The sequence below is a fragment of the Streptomyces hiroshimensis genome, from assembly GCF_014650335.1.
Lineage (GTDB): Bacteria > Actinomycetota > Actinomycetes > Streptomycetales > Streptomycetaceae > Streptomyces > Streptomyces hiroshimensis.
On sequence record NZ_BMUT01000004.1, the window covers coordinates 433,398 to 449,836 of the forward strand.

The following is a 16,439-nucleotide window of genomic DNA, read 5'->3' on the forward strand; positions in this document are numbered from 1 at the left end:
CTCCCGAGCCGTCCGTGAAACGTGTGCGCCCGCTTCGTCCCCCGTCTGCAACGATGCCCCCATGACCGCTGCGACTCCTTCCGAGCCCCCCGTCCAGTCCCCCACCGAGCGCCGGGTGTCGACCCGTATCGGATCGATCTCCGAGTCCGCGACCCTCGCCGTCGACGCCAAGGCCAAGGCCCTCAAGGCCGCCGGGCGCCCGGTGATCGGCTTCGGCGCCGGCGAGCCCGACTTCCCCACCCCCGGCTACATCGTCGAGGCCGCGGTGGAGGCCTGCCGTGACCCGAAGAACCACCGCTACACGCCCGCCGGCGGCCTGCCCGAGCTGAAGGCCGCCATCGCCGCGAAGACGCTGCGCGACTCCGGCTACGAGGTCGAGGCGTCGCAGGTGCTGGTCACCAACGGCGGCAAGCAGGCCATCTACGAGGCGTTCGCCGCGATCCTCGACCCGGGCGACGAGGTCATCGTCCCGGCGCCGTACTGGACCACCTACCCCGAGTCCATCCGGCTGGCCGGGGGCGTCCCGGTCGACGTCGTCGCCGACGAGACCACCGGGTACCGGGTCTCGGTGGAGCAGCTGGAGGCGGCCCGCACGGAGCGCACGAAGGTGCTGCTCTTCGTCTCGCCGTCGAACCCGACGGGCGCCGTCTACTCGCGCGAGCAGGTCGAGGCGGTGGGCCGCTGGGCCGCCGAGCACGGCCTGTGGGTGCTGACCGACGAGATCTACGAGCACCTGGTCTACGGGGACGCCGAGTTCTCGTCCCTGCCGGTGGTCGTGCCCGAGCTCCGCGACAAGTGCATCGTCGTCAACGGCGTCGCCAAGACGTACGCCATGACCGGCTGGCGGGTCGGGTGGGTCATCGCCCCGCAGGACGTGATCAAGGCCGCCACGAACCTGCAGTCGCACGCCACGTCGAATGTGTCCAACGTCGCACAGCGGGCGGCGATCGCGGCCGTCTCCGGTGACCTGGCCGCCGTCGACGAGATGAAGGTCGCCTTCGACCGCCGCCGGCGGACGATCGTGCGCATGCTCAACGAGATCGACGGCGTCCTCTGCCCGGAGCCGGAGGGTGCGTTCTACGCCTACCCGTCGGTCAAGGAGCTGCTCGGCAAGGAGATCCGCGGCAAGCGGCCCGCCACGTCCGTGGAGCTCGCCGCGCTGATCCTGGAGGAGGTGGAGGTCGCGGTGGTGCCGGGTGAGGCCTTCGGCACGCCGGGGTACCTGCGGCTGTCCTACGCGCTGGGTGACGAGGATCTGGTCGAGGGTGTCTCGCGGATCCAGAAGCTGCTGGCGGAGGCGCGCGACTGAGCGCACGCTCCGTGACGGGCCCCCGGCTTGTGCCGGGGGCCCGTATTCGTTTTCGGGGCGGCGCCCGTTAAGTGAAAGTCCCTTCCGGTACGCCGGGTGCATGCGGCAGGATCTGCAAATGGAGAGTGTTCGTGCCCGCGGCGAAGCCGCTATCAGAGACGTCCGGCTGCTGCCGAAAGCCCATCTGCACCTGCACTTCACCGGGTCCATGCGGCCCGGCACCCTGCTGGAGCTCGCCGACAAGTACGGGGTGCACCTGCCGGAAGCGCTGAGCAGCGGCGAGCCGCCGAGGCTCCGGGCGACGGATGAGCGCGGGTGGTTCCGGTTCCAGCGGCTGTACGACATCGCGCGGTCCTGCCTCCGGTCGCCGGAGGACATCCAGCGGCTCGTGCGGGAGGCCGCGGAGGAGGACGTCCGGGACGGGTCCGGGTGGCTGGAGATCCAGGTCGACCCGACGTCCTACGCGCCTCGGCTGGGCGGGCTGATTCCCGCTCTGGAGATCATCCTGGATGCGGTCGAGAGCGCGTCCAAGGAGACCGGGCTGGGGATGCGCGTGCTCGTCGCCGCCAACCGCATGAAGCACCCCCTGGACGCCCGGACGCTGGCGCGGCTGGCCGTGCGGTACGCCGACCGGGGCGTGGTGGGATTCGGGCTCTCCAACGACGAGCGGCGCGGCCTCGCGCGCGACTTCGACCGCGCCTTCGAGATCGCCCGGGAGGGCGGCCTGCTGGCTGCACCGCACGGCGGTGAGCTCTCGGGCCCCAGCAGCGTGCGGGACTGCATGGACGACCTGCACGCCTCCCGCGTGGGGCACGGCGTGCGGGCCGCCGAGGACCCGCGGCTGCTGCGGAAGCTCGCGGAGCGGGGAGTGACGTGCGAGGTCTGTCCGTCGTCCAACGTCGCGCTGGGCGTCTACGAGAAGCCGGGCGACGTGCCGCTGCGTGTTCTGTGGGACGCCGGCGTGCCGATAGCGCTCGGCGCCGACGACCCCCTGCTCTTCGGCTCGCGGCTCGCCGCGCAGTACGAGCTGGTGCGGGAGCACCACGGGTTCACGGACGCGGAGCTGGCGGAGCTGGCGCGGCAGTCCGTGCGGGGGTCGGCTGCGCCTGAGCTTGTGCGGGCGGGGTTGCTGGCGGGCATCGACGCTTGGCTGGCCGCCTGAGGCTTCTCTCCCACCACCTGGTTGTGGGCAGGCGTTCCGCAGGGCTGGGGGCACCTCCCAGCGGTAGCTGGGGGAGGGTGGGCACAACCGGCCACCGGGCCGCACCGGGCCACGAAACCGCCAGTGGCGACTACAGCGCCACGCCGACCGTGACCGGCTCGTTGACCAGGGTCACCCCGAACGCCTCGTGGACGCCGGCCCGGACCTCTCGGGCCAGGGCCAGGAGATCCTCCGTGGTCGCCTCGCCACGGTTCGTGAGCGCCAGCGTGTGCTTCGTGCTGATGCGCGCCGCGCCCGAGCCGTACCCCTTCGTGAAGCCCGCCTTGTCGATCAGCCAGGCCGCCGAGGTCTTCATGAAGCCCTCCCCCGCCGGGTAGGCGGGCGGCGCCACGTCCGGGCCGAGCCGGTCCGCGACGCGCGTCAGGAACGCCGCGTGCTCCGCCTCGGTCAGGATCGGGTTGCAGAAGAACGAGCCGGCCGACCACGTGTCGTGGTCCTCCGGGTCGAGGACCATGCCCTTGCCGGCGCGCAGCTTGAGGACCGTCTCGCGGGCCTGGGCCGCGGGGACGCGGTCGCCGGCCTCGACGCCCAGGGCGCGGGCGGTCTCGGGGTAGCGGATGGGGGCGGACATGCCGTCCGCGTCCTCCAGCTCGAAGCGGACGCGGAGGACGACGTAGCGGGCGGGGTCCGCCTTGAAGCGGCTGTGGCGGTACGAGAAGGCGCACTCGGCGTTGGTGAGGGTCACCGTCTCGCCGGTGCGGCGGTCGTAGGCGACGACCTCGGTGATCGTCTGGGCGACGTCCTGGCCGTAGGCGCCGACGTTCTGGATGGGGGTGGCGCCGGCGGAGCCGGGGATGCCGGCGAGGCATTCGATGCCGGCGAGGCCGGCTTCGACGGTGCGGGCGACGGCGTCGGACCAGTTCTCGCCGGCGGCGAGGTCAAGGCGGGTGCCATCGAGGGTGAAGCCGGTGGTGGCGATGCGCAGGGCGGTGCCCTCGAAGCCCTTGTCGGAGATGACGAGGTTGCTGCCGCCGCCGATGATCAGGAGCGGGGTGGCGGTCTCGTCGGCCTCGCGGACGGCGGCGATCACCTCGGCGTCGGTGGTGGCCGTGATGAGGCGGGTGGCCGGGCCGCCGAGCCTGAAGGTGGTCAGGGGGGCGAGGGGGGCGTCGTGTCGTTCCTGCACCAGACCAGGGTACGGGTGGGCCGGGCGAGGTGGTCCGGGGCCGGGGGCCGGGGGCTCCGGGGGTGTTTCGGAATCGGATATTTACGGGCGGAACCGTCCACCGGACCGGCACCCGGCACGCCGCCCACAAATATCCGGCAGCATTCCGAAACACCCCCTGCGCCCCCGTCCCCCTCCGTAGACGGTCCCCTCCCCGTCCCCCGTCACCCTCCGAGACGGCCCCCGGCTCCGTCACCCTCCGTAGACGGTCCCTCCCTGGCCCCCTCCGCAGACGGTCCCTCCCCGGCCCCGTCACCCTCCATAGACGGTCCCTCCCCGGCCCCTTCCGCAGATGGTGACTGTTGCCCTACCCGCTCCCCGGTGCAGCACCTCTGCCATTCCCTAACGGGTGGGTGGGTGGGAGTCGCCCCGCCGCGCAGCGGCGGGATCAGCGCCGCTGCGCTCGCCGCCCCCCGGCTTTCTGGTGCAGAACCCCTGCGATCTCAGTAATGGGCGGGTGGGTGGGAGTCGCCCCCGCCGCGTAGCGGCGGGGTGGTCGGGGTCACCTCGCCGCAGGGAGGGGCTCCGCTACCCCGCCCGGGGCGGGGATCCGCGCGCCCCGGGCGGGTATGAGCACCGCGGCCGCGGCGCCCAGGGCCACCGTCCCCGCGCCCAGCCAGAGCGCGGGGACTAGGCCGTCCACGAAGTGCCGGGGCGTCCCGTAGCCGCCCTGGGCGGAGAAGAGGGAGGCGAGGACGGCGATGCCGAGCGCCCCTCCTACTTCGCGCAGGGCGTTGTTCGCGCCGGAGGCCATGCCCTGCTCCGCAGGGCGGACGCTGGACATGGTCAGTTTGGCCGCGGGGGCGAAGAACAGGCCCATGCCGATGCCGCTGACGATCAGTCCGGGGAGCTGGGCCGCGTAGGAGACGTCCGGGCTCATGACCAGGGCGAAGTGGGCGAGGCCGAGGGCCTGGAGGGCGAGGGCGGTGACGACGACGGGGCGGGAGCCGACGCGGTCGGCGAGGTAGCCGGAGAGCGGCGCCGCGATCATGGGCATCCCGGTCCAGGGGAGCATGCGCAGCCCGGCCTCGGTGGGCGAGTAGCCGAGGGCGTTCTGGAGGAACTGGCTGAGCAGGAAGATCGAGCCGAACATGCCGAGGAACATGAAGACGCTCGCGGCGTTGACGCCTGCGAAGGCCCGGTTGCCGAAGAGGCGCATGGGGAGCATGGGCTGCTTGTTGCGGAAGCCGTGGTGGATGAAGCCGCCCATGAGGGCGCTGCCCGCTATGAGGGCAGTGAGGACCTGGGGGCTCGTCCAGCCGTGCGCGTTCGCGTTGATCAGCCCGTAGACGATGCCGAAGAGGCCTCCGCTGACGAGGAGCGTGCCGGGGAGGTCCATGCGGGCGTTCTCGGCGCGCGATTCGTCCAGGCGGAGGCGGGCCAGCGGGATGAGGGCCAGGCCCAGCGGGACGTTGAGCCAGAAGATCCACTGCCAGGCGATGTGCTCGGTGAGCGCGCCGCCGATCAGCGGGCCGCCGGCGACGGCCAGGCCGTCCACGGCCCCCTTGATGCCGTAGGCGAGGCCGCGGCGGTCGGCGGGGACGGCCGCGGTGAGCAGGGTGAGCGTCAGGGGCATCGTGATCGCGGCGCCTACGCCCTGGACGGCCCGGGCGGCGATCAGGGCCTCGATGCCGGGTGCCAGGGCGGCCGCGGCGGAGGCCGCCGTGAAGATCGCCAGGCCGGTGGCGAAGAGCTTGCGGCGGCCGAAGCGGTCACCCAGGGCCGCGCCGAACATCAGCAGGACCGCGAAGGTGAGCGTGTAGGCGTTGACGGTCCATTCGAGGTCCTCCAGCGCCCCGCCCAGGTCCTTGCGGATGGACGGGAGGGCGGTGGTGACGACCAGGTTGTCCAGGGCCGCCATGAAGCCGGCCACTCCGGTGATGATCAGGGCCCAGATCGCTTTGGGCTGCATGCTTCCCCCTGTGTTGCTTAGTTATCAGTCACTAACTTTGCTGCGCGTGCGGCAGCGCGGGCTTCCCGGGTCTTCAGAAACCGCTCCACACCCTGTGGTCCGGCGGGAAGCCCAGGGACATCAGCGTGTTGATCAGCATCCCCTTGGCCAGGAAGCGCGTCGTCTCCTTCACGTCCCCGCCGAGCGCCAGATGCGCCCCGTCCCACAGCTCCAGCCACGCCGCCCGGATCGTGCGACCGAACTCGTGGTCCCCCGCCGCCTCGGCCGAGGCCACCGCGACGTAGATCTGCATCTGCATCTGCAGCTTCTCGGGGTCCTCCGTGATCAGGTGGTCGTAGGCGGCGGCCATGGCCTGCAGCACCCCGCGGGGCGGTGCGCACTCGACGGCCTTCGCGAAGACCTTCCCGGTCTCCTCCAGGCAGCGGTGGGCCGCCGCCAGGAAGATCGCTTCCTTGGTGGGGAAGAGCCGGAAGAGATACGGCTGCGAGACGCCCACGCGGCGCGCGATCGCCTCCGTGGACGTGCCCTTGTAGCCGGTTCGCGCGAACTCCGTGACGGCGGCGCGGATCACACTCTCGCGGCGTTCCTCCGCGCTCATCCTGACCATGGGCAGTAAGTTATTGGTCACTTACTTTGTTGGTCAAGAGGGGAGGGCGCCGCTCCGCGCGGCGCCCTCGGAGGTCAGGCGAGGCGTACGACCGCTCGCGACATCCCCAGGACCTTCTGGCCCTCGCTCTTGACCACCAGGTCCACCCGGACCGTACGGCGCTCGTCGTCCTTGGCCGCGACCTTGGCGGTGACCTCGATCACCGCGCCCTTGTCGTCGTTCGGCACGACGACCGGGCGGGTGAAGCGCACGCCGTACTCGGCGACGGCGCCCGGGTCGCCCACCCAGTCGGTGACCACGCGGGCCGCCTCGGCCATGGTGAACATGCCGTGCGCGATCACGTCCGGCAGGCCGACGCCCTTGGCGAACTTCTCGTTCCAGTGGATCGGGTTGAAGTCGCCCGAGGCGCCCGCGTAACGGACCAGGTCCGCGCGGGTCACCGGGAAGGAGCAGGCCGGCAGCTCGGTGCCGATCTCGACCTCGTCGTAGGAGATACGGGCAGCCATCACGCCTCCTCGGCGGCGCGGGCCACCAGCGTCGTGTGCGCGGTCACCACGTGCTCGCCGTGCTCGTCCCGGACCTCGCCGCGGACCGTCAGGACGTCGTTGCCCGCGAGGGACTTGATCGACTCGATCGTGGAGACGACCGTCAGGCGGTCACCGGCCCGCACGGGGCGGGCGTAGGCGAACTTCTGGTCGCCGTGCACGACCCGCGAGTAGTCCAGGCCCAGCTGCGGGTCGCTCACGACCGCACCGGCGGCGCGGTAAGTGACGGAGAAGACAAACGTCGGCGGGGCGATCACATCCGGGTGGCCCAGCGCCTTGGCTGCCTCCGGGTCGGTGTACACCGGATTGGTGTCGCCGATGGCCTCGGCGAATTCGCGGATCTTCTCCCGGCCGACCTCGTACGGGTCGGTCGCCGGATAGGTCCGCCCTACGAAGGACTGGTCGAGCGCCATGGGCTCGGCACCTCCTGGGTGGTTACGGTGGCGGATACGCCACGAGGCCGCCCCCAAGGAATGGGGACGGCCTCATGAACGAGCCTGTTGTTATCGCGTCTCGCGGTGCGCAGTGTGCGAGTTGCAACGGGGGCAGTGCTTCTTCATCTCAAGACGGTCCGGGTCGTTACGCCGGTTCTTCTTGGTGATGTAGTTCCGCTCCTTGCACTCCACGCAGGCCAGCGTGATCTTCGGGCGGACGTCGGTGGCAGCCACGTGAGTGCTCCTTGACGGAATGGACGGATGAACGCAGACAAGAGTAGCCGACCGGAGGACCGACCCCACAATCGGCTACTACGTGTAGCGGTGACCGGACTTGAACCGGTGACACAGCGATTATGAGCCGCTTGCTCTACCGACTGAGCTACACCGCTTTGATGTGGGAGGGATCCCCGCCCGAAGGCGGGGAACCTCTCACACCAGAGCCCCAAAACGGAATCGAACCGTTGACCTTCTCCTTACCATGGAGACGCTCTGCCGACTGAGCTATTGGGGCGAGCGAGGAAGACATTACACGGTTGGCCGCCGAAGGTGAAATCCGTATCCGGCCGACGCTCCCGGGGGCCTCACGGAACGCTTCTCGCACCACACCAGTACGACTATTCGTCGCTTGCTCGAAGCCGTTCCTGCCGCGCCCTACGCTCGGATCTGCTGCGTGATCATGCACGCCCCGGCCCCCGGAGGAGCGCGATGCCCGACAGCCAGCCGCAGCCCCCGGCCGAGCCCGGGGGCGATGCCGGCCTTCCCGCCGTCGTGCCCGGCGACGGCGCCCTCGTCCTGTGCGGCGCCCGGCTCGCGGACGGCCGCACCGTGGACGTGCGGCTGAGCGGCGGGCACATCGAGGCGGTGGGCACCGCCGGCAGCCTGGCGCCCGGTCCCCGCGTGGACCTCAGCGGCTATCTGCTGCTGCCCGCGCCCGCCGAACCGCACGGGCACGGCGCCACCGCGCTCACCGCCGAGGCCGACGGGCCCGTCTCGTACGCCGCCGGGGACGTCCAGCGCCGCGCCACCGAGGCCGCGCTGCTCCAGCTGGGGCACGGGGCCACCGCCCTGCGCTGCCACGTGCGGATCGGCGACGTGCAGGGGCTGCGCTCGCTGGAGGCCGTCCTGCAGGCCCGGCGGGCGCTGCGCGGGCTCACCGACCTCACCGCCGTCGCCGTGCCCCGGCTGCTGACCGGGGCCGCGGGAGCCGACGGGCTGGCCCTGCTGCGGGACGCCGTGAAGATGGGCGCCGCCGTCGGCGGCTGCCCCGACCTCGACCCCGACCCCACCGGCTTCGCCGAGACCGCCCTCGACCTCGCCGCCGAGCACGGCTGCCCGGTCGACCTGCACACCGACGCCTCCGACCCGCCCCGGCTCGCCCGGCTGGCCGCCATGGCCGGCGGCCTGCGCCCCCGCGTCACCCTCGGCCCCTGCGGCGGCCTCGCCCGGCTCCCCCGCGACCTGGCCGTCCGGGCGGCCGAGCAGCTCGCCGCCGCCGGGGTGACCGTCGTCTGCCTGCCGCAGGGCGACTGCGGGACGCTGGAGCAGCGCGGCGCCCGTGTCTCGCGCTGCGCCCCGGTGCGGCTGCTGCGGGCGGCGGGGGTGCGGGTGGCGGCCGGCAGCGGCGCCCTGCGCGACGCGGCCAATCCGGTCGGGCGCGGCGACCCCCTGGAGGCCGCGTTCCTGCTCGCCTCGCACGGCGAACTGCGGCCCGAGGAGGCGTACGAGGCGGTCAGCGGGTGGGCGCGGGCGGCGATGGGGCTGCCGCGGGTGCGGGTGGAGGCGGGCTTCCCGGCCGAGCTCCTGGCCGTACGGGGCGAGCGCGTCGAGGGCGTGCTCTCGATGGCCTACAGCCGCCTCGTGGTGCACCAGGGCCGCGTGGTGGCCCGTACGAGCGCGGTGCGGGAGTACTGCGACGGCTCGGCCGCCGCGGCCCTGGAGCTGCCCCGGCAGTCCTCGCGCGGCGGCGGCGAGCCGTCCTGACGCGGGGCCGGGCGGGGACAGGCCGGAGCCGGGCCGGGGCGGGGCGGCGGCCGGGCCGGGGCGGGGTCCGGCGAGGCCCTCTGTCGGATTCCGGTGATCGGCGTACGGTCGGATCATGCGCATTGTCATCGCTGGTGGACATGGTCAGATCGCGCTGCGGCTGGAGCGGCTGCTCCACGCGCGCGGGGACGAGATCGCGGGCATCATCCGCAGGCCCGAGCAGGCCGGCGCTCTCCTGGCGGCCGGCGCCGAACCGGTCGTGTGCGACCTGGAGTCGGCCTCCGTGGGGGATCTCGTGAAGCACCTGGAGTCGGCCGACGCCGCGGTCTTCGCGGCCGGTGCGGGGCCGGGCAGCGGCATCGCCCGCAAGGACTCCGTGGACCGCGCGGCGGCCGCCCTCTTCGCGGATGCGGCCGAGGCGGCGGGGGTCCGCCGCTTCCTCGTGGTCTCCTCCATGGGCGCCGACCGCGAGCCTCCGGAGGGCACCGACCCGGTCTTCGCCGCCTACCTGCGGGCCAAGGGCGCGGCGGACGCGGACGTACGGGCGAGAGCCGGCCTGGACTGGACGATCCTGCGGCCGGGGCAGCTCACGGACGACGCCGGTACGGGCCTGGTGACGCTCGGGGATTCCACGGGCCGGGGCGAGGTGACCCGGGACGACGTCGCGGCGGTCCTCGCGGCGCTGCTGGACGAGCCGGGCACGGCGGGGCGGACGCTGGAGCTGATCGGCGGCGACACGCCGGTGACGGAGGCCGTGAAGGCCGTGGCGGGCGGCTGAGAAGACCGGGGCAGCCGGGCGGGCCGGGGGCTGCGGGCCGGGCGGGCCGGAAACGAAAGAAGCCCCTGACCTTTTCAGGTCAGGGGCCTCGTTCCGTGGCGGCGCCAGGATTCGAACCTGGGTAGGCTAAGCCGACGGATTTACAGTCCGCTCCCATTGGCCACTCGGGCACACCGCCATGGGGTGTCACCTCGGGCTCTCTTTCGATTCGCTCCGTGGCAACGACGTAAACCATACCCGATGACCTGGGGTGCTCCGCCACTCGGTTCATCGCCCGTGCGAACGGGCCCGGGGTGGCTAGGCTGACGGGGCGCTCATCCACCGGCCCCCGGGCCGGCGGAGCACCGAGCCGCACCCCCCGATGGATCTACGTACGAGGAGCCAACTCAATATGGCCGACTCCAGTTTCGACATCGTCTCGAAGGTCGAGCGGCAGGAGGTCGACAACGCCCTCAACCAGGCCGCCAAGGAGATCTCCCAGCGTTACGACTTCAAGGGCGTCGGCGCCTCGATCGCATGGTCCGGCGACAAGATCGAGATGCGCGCCAATGCCGAGGAGCGGGTCAAGGCCGTCCTCGACATCTTCGAGACCAAGCTGGTCAAGCGCGGCATCTCGCTGAAGTCGCTCGACGCGGGCGAGCCGCAGGCCTCCGGCAAGGAGTACAAGATCTTCGCCTCGGTCGAGGAGGGGATCTCGCAGGAGAACGCGAAGAAGGTCGCCAAGATCATTCGCGATGAGGGCCCGAAGGGCGTCAAGGCGCAGGTCCAGGGCGACGAGCTGCGCGTCAGCTCCAAGAGCCGCGACGACCTCCAGGCCGTCCAGGCCCTCCTCAAGGGCAAGGACCTGGACTTCGCGATCCAGTTCGTCAACTACCGGTAATACGGCGGTAGTCGGCAGCAGTCACATCCGAAGGCGCGCCGGAGGGATTTCCCCTCCGGCGCGCCTTCGGCATTTCCGGCCGCCACTTCACTTGACCTCAAGTTATATCGAGCTTCTAGGTTCTCGGTGAGCGGCCGCCCCACCGGGGGCGGGCCCGTCAACGACCTACGGAGCACAGCGCCATGACCGTCAGCACCGCCCGGGAAACCGTCGGCGTCCAGGAGTTCGCCGCCCTCCAGGCCCGCGTCGGCGTCCTCGCCGACCGCGCCGAGATCACCGGGCTCATCGACCGCTACCTGCTCGGCCTCGACGTCGTGCCCGCCGGCGGCGGCCGCTTCGACGACGCCTGGGCCCGGAGCCTGTTCACCCCGGACGTGCGGATCACCTCGCCCGTCGGCGAGCACGAGGGCATCGACGGGCTGGCCGAGTCCGAGCAGGCCACCCTGGCGAAGTTCGAACGCACGCAGCACATGGGCGCCAACTACATGATCGATCTTGCCGGGGACCGTGCCACGGTGCGCTGGAACGCCCTGATGACGCATGTGCACTTGGACTCCACACGGGAGGCCCGCGGCACCGCCCCCGGGGACCGCTTCACCGTGGGCGGCACGTTCACCGGCGAGGCCGTGCGCACCTCCGAGGGGTGGCGCTTCCGGCACCTCGACGTCCGCGCGGTGTGGGTGGACGGCCAGGGCCCCCTCGCCCTGACCCCGAAGGCCGAGGAGACCCTGCAGTCGCTCTGAGGCGGCTTCTACGGCTTCTACGGCTTCTGCGGCTCCTACCAGCGGCCTGCGAACGCCTGGTCCGTCGGGACGATCTCGCGGCCGAGCGGCATGAGCGAGACGGGAATCAGCTTGAAGTTCGCGATGCCCAGCGGGATGCCGATGATCGTGATGCACAGGGCGATGCCCGTGACGATGTGCCCCAGGGCCAGCCACCACCCGGCGAAGATGAACCAGATGACGTTGCCGACCAGCGATCCGGCGCCGGCGTCCCGCCGCTCGACGGTCGTCCGGCCGAACGGCCACAAGGCGTAGTTGGCGATACGGAACGACGCCACGCCGAAGGGAATGGTGATGATCAGGATGCAGCAGATCAGGCCGGCGACCACGTAGCCGATCGCCATCCAGAACCCGCACAGCACCAACCAGATGATGTTCAGGATGAACCTCATGAAAACAGCCTCCCACGCGTCGTTGCCCTCAGCGAGTGGGACGCCCGGGGCCTGACCTGCGGTTGCTTCCCCAGAGGGGCGGCACCGGGCTCGGCGGGGGTGCTACCGGCGGCCGCCGGCCATCTGCTCCAGGCGGGCGATGCGCTCGGGCATCGGCGGGTGCGTGGAGAACAGCTTGGTCATGCCCTCGCCCGCACGGAACGGGTTCGCGATCATCATGTGGCTGGCGGTCTCGATGCGGGGCTCGGGCGGCAGGGGAAGCCGCTGTGTGCCCGCTTCGAGCTTGCGGAGGGCCGAGGCCAGGGCGAGGGGGTCGCCGGTGAGGCGCGCGCCGGAGGCGTCGGCCTCGTACTCGCGGGAGCGGCTGACGGCGAGCTGGATGAGGGAGGCCGCGATCGGGCCCAGCAGCATGATCATGATCATGCCGATGATCCCGGGGCCCTCGTCGTCGTCCGATCTGCCGAACGGGATCAGCCAGGCGAAGTTCACCAGGAACATCACCACCGAGGCGAGCGCGCCCGCGATCGAGGAGATGAGGATGTCCCGGTTGTAGACGTGGCTGAGCTCGTGGCCGATGACGCCGCGCAGCTCGCGCTCGTCGAGCAGGCGGAGGATGCCGTCCGTGCAGCAGACGGCGGCGTTGCGCGGATTGCGGCCGGTCGCGAAGGCGTTGGGGGCGTCGGTCGGCGAGATGTACAGCCGGGGCATGGGCTGGCGCGCGGCCGTGGAGAGCTCGCGGACCATCCGGTAGAGCTGCGGCGCCTCGAATTCGCTGACGGGGCGGGCGCGCATGGCCCGCAGGGCCAGCTTGTCGCTGTTCCAGTAGGCGTAGGCGTTGGTGCCGAGCGCCACCAGGACGGCGACGATCAGGCCCGCGCGCCCGAAGAGGCTGCCGATGACGATGATGAGTGCGGACAGCCCCCCGAGGAGGACGGCGGTCCTGAGCCCGTTGTGCCGGCGGTGCACGGTACGCCCTCCAAGTGGTGCGGCAGGGGAACCCTTTGCGCTGTCGTGCGTCCACTCGCGGTGGAGTCTCCAGTGGAACCTTCCTGACCGGTCAACGCCAGACGAAGGCCCCTGGTTCCCTGCTGCGCGGGGGCGGCGCCGGTCCGTACGGGTGACCCTCCGGGTAGGTTCGGGGTACGTGCCTGTTCCGGCGCCCGCACATTCCGCCGGACCCTCGCCGCGGAGGCTTCCCGCCGTCGCGGCGGATCGTTCTTGCGAACGGTTCCGAGCCGGCACTCTTCCTTCCGCCGCGACGGCGGCCGGCCACCGCGGCGGAGAGCGGCGGTGCCCGCCGGGCCCGGTCCGCGGGCCGGTTCCTAGAGCAGCGCCTCCGAGGCGAAGCGGAGGACTAGCTGCGGGGCGCCCGAGAGGGTGATGCCGGTTACTGCGGCGAGGGCGATCGCCACGCTCAGGGGGGCCGGGACGCGCGCCGACGGCGCCGTCTCCGCGGCCTCCGCCGGGCGGAAGAGCACCGCCGTCCACTGCAGGTAGTAGTACAGGGCGATCACGACGTTGACGGCCATGACGACCGCCAGCCAGCCCAGGCCCGCGTCCACGGCCGCGGTGAAGACCGTGACCTTGGCGAAGAGGCCGATGACGCCCGGCGGCAGGCCCGCCAGGCAGAGCAGGAAGAAGCCCAGGGCGAGCGCTGCGAGCGGGCGGCGGGCGTAGAGGCCCCGGTAGTCGGTGATCCGGTTCTGCGGGCTCGTACGGGCCACCAGGGCGGCGACGGCGAAGGCGCCGAGGTTCACGGCGGCGTACATCAGGGCGTACGCGACGGTGGAGCCGATGGCGTGCGCGGGGTCGTCGGCGTAGCCGGCGGCGGCGACGGGCACGAGCAGGTAGCCCGCCTGGCCGACGGAGGACCAGGCCAGCAGGCGCACGGCGCTGTGGGCGCGCTCGGGGCGCTGGCGCAGGGCGGCGACGTTGCCCGCGGTCATGGTCAGCGCGGCGAGGACGGCGACGGCCGGTGCCCACACGGAGGCGTACGAGGGGAAGGCGACGACCGTCACCAGGATGAGGCCGGTGAAGCCGACCGCCTTGCCGATCACCGACAGGTACGCGGCGACGGGCAGCGGCGCGCCCACGTAGGTGTCGGGCACCCAGAAGTGGAAGGGGACGGCCGCGGTCTTGAAGGCGAAGCCGACGAGGGTGAGGGCGACGCCGGCCTGCGCGAGGGTGCCGAGGCGGGGGTCGACGTGGCCGAGCTTCGCGGCGACCTCGGTGAGGTGCAGGGTGCCGGTGGCCGCGTAGACGAAGCTGACGCCCAGGAGGGTGACGGCGGTCGCGGTGACCGAGGAGAGGAAGAACTTCAGGGCCGCCTCGGAGGAGCGGCGGTCGCCGCGGCGCAGGCCGACGAGGGCGAAGGCCGGCAGGGAGGCCACTTCGAGGGCCACGACGAGGGTCGCGAGGTCCCGGGAGGCGGGCAGCAGGGCGGCGCCCGCGGCGGAGGACAGCAGCAGGAACCAGAACTCCCCTTCGGGGAGTTCCTCGTCGCGGACGGCGCTCATGGACAGCAGGGCCGTCAGGAGGGCGCCGCCGAGCACCAGGAACTGGATGACGAGCGTGAAGTGGTCGGCGGTGTAGCTGCAGGCGTGGCGGCCCGCGGAGGTGCCGGTGAGGCAGAAGGTGGACCGGTCGCCGTCGAGGAGCGGCAGCAGGGAGACGCCCGCGAGCAGCAGTCCGGCTACGGAGAACCATCCGAGGAGCGGCTTGCGCGCCTCGGGGAGGAAGAGGTCGGCGACCAGGACGGCCAGCGCCACGACGGCGGTGACGGTGGGCGGTGCGATGGCCGGCCAGTCGACGGACTGGATCAGGGAGCCCATCAGTTGCCTCCTCGGAGGAGCTGCTGAACGGCCGGGTCGGTGAGGCCGAGGAGGGCCGCGGGCCAGAGTCCGGCGAGGACGGTGAGGGCGACGAGGGGCGTCCAGGCGGCGAACTCGTAGGACAGCACGTCGGCGGGGGTGCCGGGGGCGGCCTCGTCCACGGCGCCGGTCTGCGGCCGGGTGCTGCCGCCGTCGCCGCCCATGCACACGCGGCGGACGACGACGAGCATGTAGGCGGCCGTCAGGAGCGTGCCGAGGCCGGCCAGGGCCATGAACGTCAGGAACGCCGGGCGGCTGAGCCCCTCCGCCGGGCGGAAGGCGCCGAACATCGCGAGCATCTCGCCCCAGAAGCCGGCGAGGCCGGGCAGGCCGAGGGAGGCGATCGCGCCGAAGGCGAGGAGCCCGCCGAGGCGGGGTGCCTTGCCGTAGAGGGCGGCGCCGGTGCGGCCGGAGAGGGCGTCGAGGTCGCTGGTGCCGTAGCGGTCCTTGACCGCGCCGACGAGGAAGAAGAGGAGGCCGGTGATGAGGCCGTGGGCGATGTTGGCGAAGAGGGCGCCGTTGACCCCGGTGGGGGTGAGCGTGGCGATGCCGAGCAGGACGAAGCCCATGTGGCCGACGGAGGAGTACGCGATCAGGCGCTTGAGGTCGCCCTTGGCGCCGGAGCGGGCCAGGGCGAGGCAGACCAGCGAGCCGTAGATGATGCCGACGGCCGCGAAGGCGGCGAGGTACGGCGCGAAGGTGTGCGCGCCGCCGGGGGCGATCGGCAGGACGATGCGGACGAAGCCGTACGTGCCCATCTTCAGCAGCACGCCCGCGAGCAGCACCGAGCCGACGGTCGGGGCGGCGGTGTGGGCGTCGGGCAGCCAGCTGTGCAGGGGCCACATGGGGGCCTTGACGGCCAGTCCGACGCCGATGGCCAGGACGGCGATGAGCTGGGTGGTGTGACCGAGGTTCGACCCGTTGTCAGTGGCGAGTGCCACCATGTCGAACGTGCCGCCCTTGATGCCGATGAGGAGGAGGCCGAGCAGCATCACGACGGAGCCGAGCAGCGTGTAGAGGATGAAGCGCCAGGCCGCGCGCTCCCTGCCCTCGCCGCCCCAGCGGGCGATGAGGAAGTACATCGGGATGAGCACCATCTCGAAGGCCAGGAAGAACAGCATCAGGTCGAGGACGGCGAAGGTCGCGAGGGTGCCGGACTCGAGGACGAGGAGCAGCGCGACGAATGCCTTGGGGGACGGGCCCGACGGCATTTTGAAGTAGCTGTAGAGCGCGCAGAGGAAGGTCAGCAGCGCGGTCAGGACGAGGAGGGGGAGCGAGACGCCGTCCACGCCCAGGTGGATCCGGATGTTCAGGGCCGGGATCCAGCTGATGTCGGTGGTCGCCTGCATGCGGGCCGGGTCGTCGTGGTCGAAGCCGGCGGCGAGGGCGATGCTCAGCGCGAGGACGGCGCCGGTGACGGTGACGCCGTGGCGGAGTACGGCCTGCTCGGGGCTCTTGCCCTTGAGGCCGGGCGGGGCCGGCATCAGGGAGGCGACGGCTCCGACGAGGGGGAGGGCGACGATCGCAGCGAGGAGGTACTGCATGACGGTATGACTCATG

The 16,439-nt window shown here is 72.0% G+C and carries 16 protein-coding genes and 3 tRNA genes; 6 read left to right on the forward strand and 13 right to left on the reverse strand.

The features are described 5' to 3' along the window. Positions 1 to 61: 61 nt before the first annotated feature. Both IE241_RS12850 and IE241_RS12855 read left to right on the forward strand, forming a co-directional pair. Positions 62 to 1,309 (forward strand): pyridoxal phosphate-dependent aminotransferase, encoded by a 1,248-nt coding sequence (locus IE241_RS12850; protein WP_190021817.1) that lies wholly within the window; start codon positions 62 to 64, stop codon positions 1,307 to 1,309. 100 nt (positions 1,310 to 1,409) lie between these two features. Continuing rightward, entirely contained in the window at positions 1,410 to 2,471 is a 1,062-nt protein-coding gene (locus IE241_RS12855) for an adenosine deaminase (RefSeq protein WP_373300657.1), read from the forward strand. Between the two features lie 130 nt (positions 2,472 to 2,601). On the opposite strand, the gene IE241_RS12860 is transcribed toward IE241_RS12855, so the two are convergent. From IE241_RS12860 to IE241_RS12895, 8 genes are all read right to left on the reverse strand, one after another. Continuing rightward, a complete protein-coding gene (locus tag IE241_RS12860) occupies positions 2,602 to 3,657 on the reverse strand; it encodes a UDP-N-acetylmuramate dehydrogenase (RefSeq protein WP_190021819.1) in 1,056 nt (351 codons plus the stop codon). 541 nt (positions 3,658 to 4,198) lie between these two features. Beyond that, the gene (locus IE241_RS12865) at positions 4,199 to 5,608 is read right to left on the reverse strand and encodes a DHA2 family efflux MFS transporter permease subunit (RefSeq protein WP_190021820.1); all 1,410 of its coding nucleotides are present in this window, start codon (positions 5,606 to 5,608) and stop codon (positions 4,199 to 4,201) included. A 73-nt stretch (positions 5,609 to 5,681) separates the two neighbouring features. Next, positions 5,682 to 6,215 carry a TetR/AcrR family transcriptional regulator gene (locus tag IE241_RS12870; RefSeq protein WP_190021821.1) on the reverse strand — a complete coding sequence of 178 codons (534 nt, stop codon included), beginning with the start codon at positions 6,213 to 6,215 and terminating at the stop codon, positions 5,682 to 5,684. 74 nt (positions 6,216 to 6,289) lie between these two features. Next, positions 6,290 to 6,721: a MaoC family dehydratase gene (locus IE241_RS12875; RefSeq protein ID WP_190021822.1), complete on the reverse strand. Its 432-nt coding sequence runs from the start codon at positions 6,719 to 6,721 to the stop codon at positions 6,290 to 6,292. Then, positions 6,721 to 7,173 carry a MaoC family dehydratase N-terminal domain-containing protein gene (locus IE241_RS12880; protein WP_190021823.1) on the reverse strand — a complete coding sequence of 151 codons (453 nt, stop codon included), beginning with the start codon at positions 7,171 to 7,173 and terminating at the stop codon, positions 6,721 to 6,723. The genes IE241_RS12875 and IE241_RS12880 overlap by 1 nt, the downstream gene beginning before the upstream one ends. 90 nt (positions 7,174 to 7,263) lie before the next feature. After that, positions 7,264 to 7,428: a 50S ribosomal protein L33 gene (rpmG, locus tag IE241_RS12885; protein ID WP_006604855.1), complete on the reverse strand. Its 165-nt coding sequence runs from the start codon at positions 7,426 to 7,428 to the stop codon at positions 7,264 to 7,266. 85 nt (positions 7,429 to 7,513) lie between these two features. Continuing rightward, a tRNA-Met gene (locus tag IE241_RS12890) sits at positions 7,514 to 7,586 on the reverse strand. A gap of 49 nt (positions 7,587 to 7,635) precedes the next feature. Beyond that, a tRNA-Thr gene (locus IE241_RS12895) sits at positions 7,636 to 7,708 on the reverse strand. 194 nt (positions 7,709 to 7,902) lie between these two features. Here IE241_RS12895 and IE241_RS12900 point away from each other — a divergent pair. Both IE241_RS12900 and IE241_RS12905 read left to right on the forward strand, forming a co-directional pair. Further along, entirely contained in the window at positions 7,903 to 9,177 is a 1,275-nt protein-coding gene (locus IE241_RS12900; protein WP_190021824.1) for an amidohydrolase family protein, read from the forward strand. A gap of 115 nt (positions 9,178 to 9,292) precedes the next feature. Next, positions 9,293 to 9,955, forward strand: coding sequence for an NAD(P)H-binding protein (locus IE241_RS12905; protein WP_190021825.1), 663 nt, complete (start codon positions 9,293 to 9,295; stop codon positions 9,953 to 9,955). A 96-nt stretch (positions 9,956 to 10,051) separates the two neighbouring features. Here the strand turns inward: IE241_RS12905 and IE241_RS12910 are convergent. After that, positions 10,052 to 10,133, reverse strand: a tRNA-Tyr gene (locus tag IE241_RS12910). Positions 10,134 to 10,346: 213 nt separating this feature from the next. Between IE241_RS12910 and IE241_RS12915 the strand changes: the two genes are divergently transcribed. Together IE241_RS12915 and IE241_RS12920 are read left to right on the forward strand one after the other, a co-directional pair. Continuing rightward, positions 10,347 to 10,835: a YajQ family cyclic di-GMP-binding protein gene (locus IE241_RS12915; RefSeq protein ID WP_190021826.1), complete on the forward strand. Its 489-nt coding sequence runs from the start codon at positions 10,347 to 10,349 to the stop codon at positions 10,833 to 10,835. A 182-nt stretch (positions 10,836 to 11,017) separates the two neighbouring features. After that, the gene (locus IE241_RS12920) at positions 11,018 to 11,578 is read left to right on the forward strand and encodes a nuclear transport factor 2 family protein (RefSeq protein WP_190021827.1); all 561 of its coding nucleotides are present in this window, start codon (positions 11,018 to 11,020) and stop codon (positions 11,576 to 11,578) included. A 35-nt stretch (positions 11,579 to 11,613) separates the two neighbouring features. Here IE241_RS12920 and IE241_RS12925 read toward each other — a convergent pair whose 3' ends face one another. From IE241_RS12925 to IE241_RS12940, 4 genes are all read right to left on the reverse strand, one after another. Then, on the reverse strand, positions 11,614 to 12,009 hold the full coding sequence (locus IE241_RS12925) for a YccF domain-containing protein (RefSeq protein ID WP_190021828.1): 396 nt from the start codon (positions 12,007 to 12,009) through the stop codon (positions 11,614 to 11,616). A 102-nt stretch (positions 12,010 to 12,111) separates the two neighbouring features. Next, entirely contained in the window at positions 12,112 to 12,975 is an 864-nt protein-coding gene (gene htpX / locus IE241_RS12930; RefSeq protein ID WP_190021829.1) for a zinc metalloprotease HtpX, read from the reverse strand. A 356-nt stretch (positions 12,976 to 13,331) separates the two neighbouring features. After that, positions 13,332 to 14,840 carry an NADH-quinone oxidoreductase subunit N gene (locus IE241_RS12935; protein WP_190021830.1) on the reverse strand — a complete coding sequence of 503 codons (1,509 nt, stop codon included), beginning with the start codon at positions 14,838 to 14,840 and terminating at the stop codon, positions 13,332 to 13,334. Next, entirely contained in the window at positions 14,840 to 16,438 is a 1,599-nt protein-coding gene (locus tag IE241_RS12940; RefSeq protein ID WP_190021831.1) for a complex I subunit 4 family protein, read from the reverse strand. Before IE241_RS12940 ends, IE241_RS12935 begins: the two co-directional genes overlap by 1 nt. Position 16,439 lies beyond the last annotated feature (1 nt).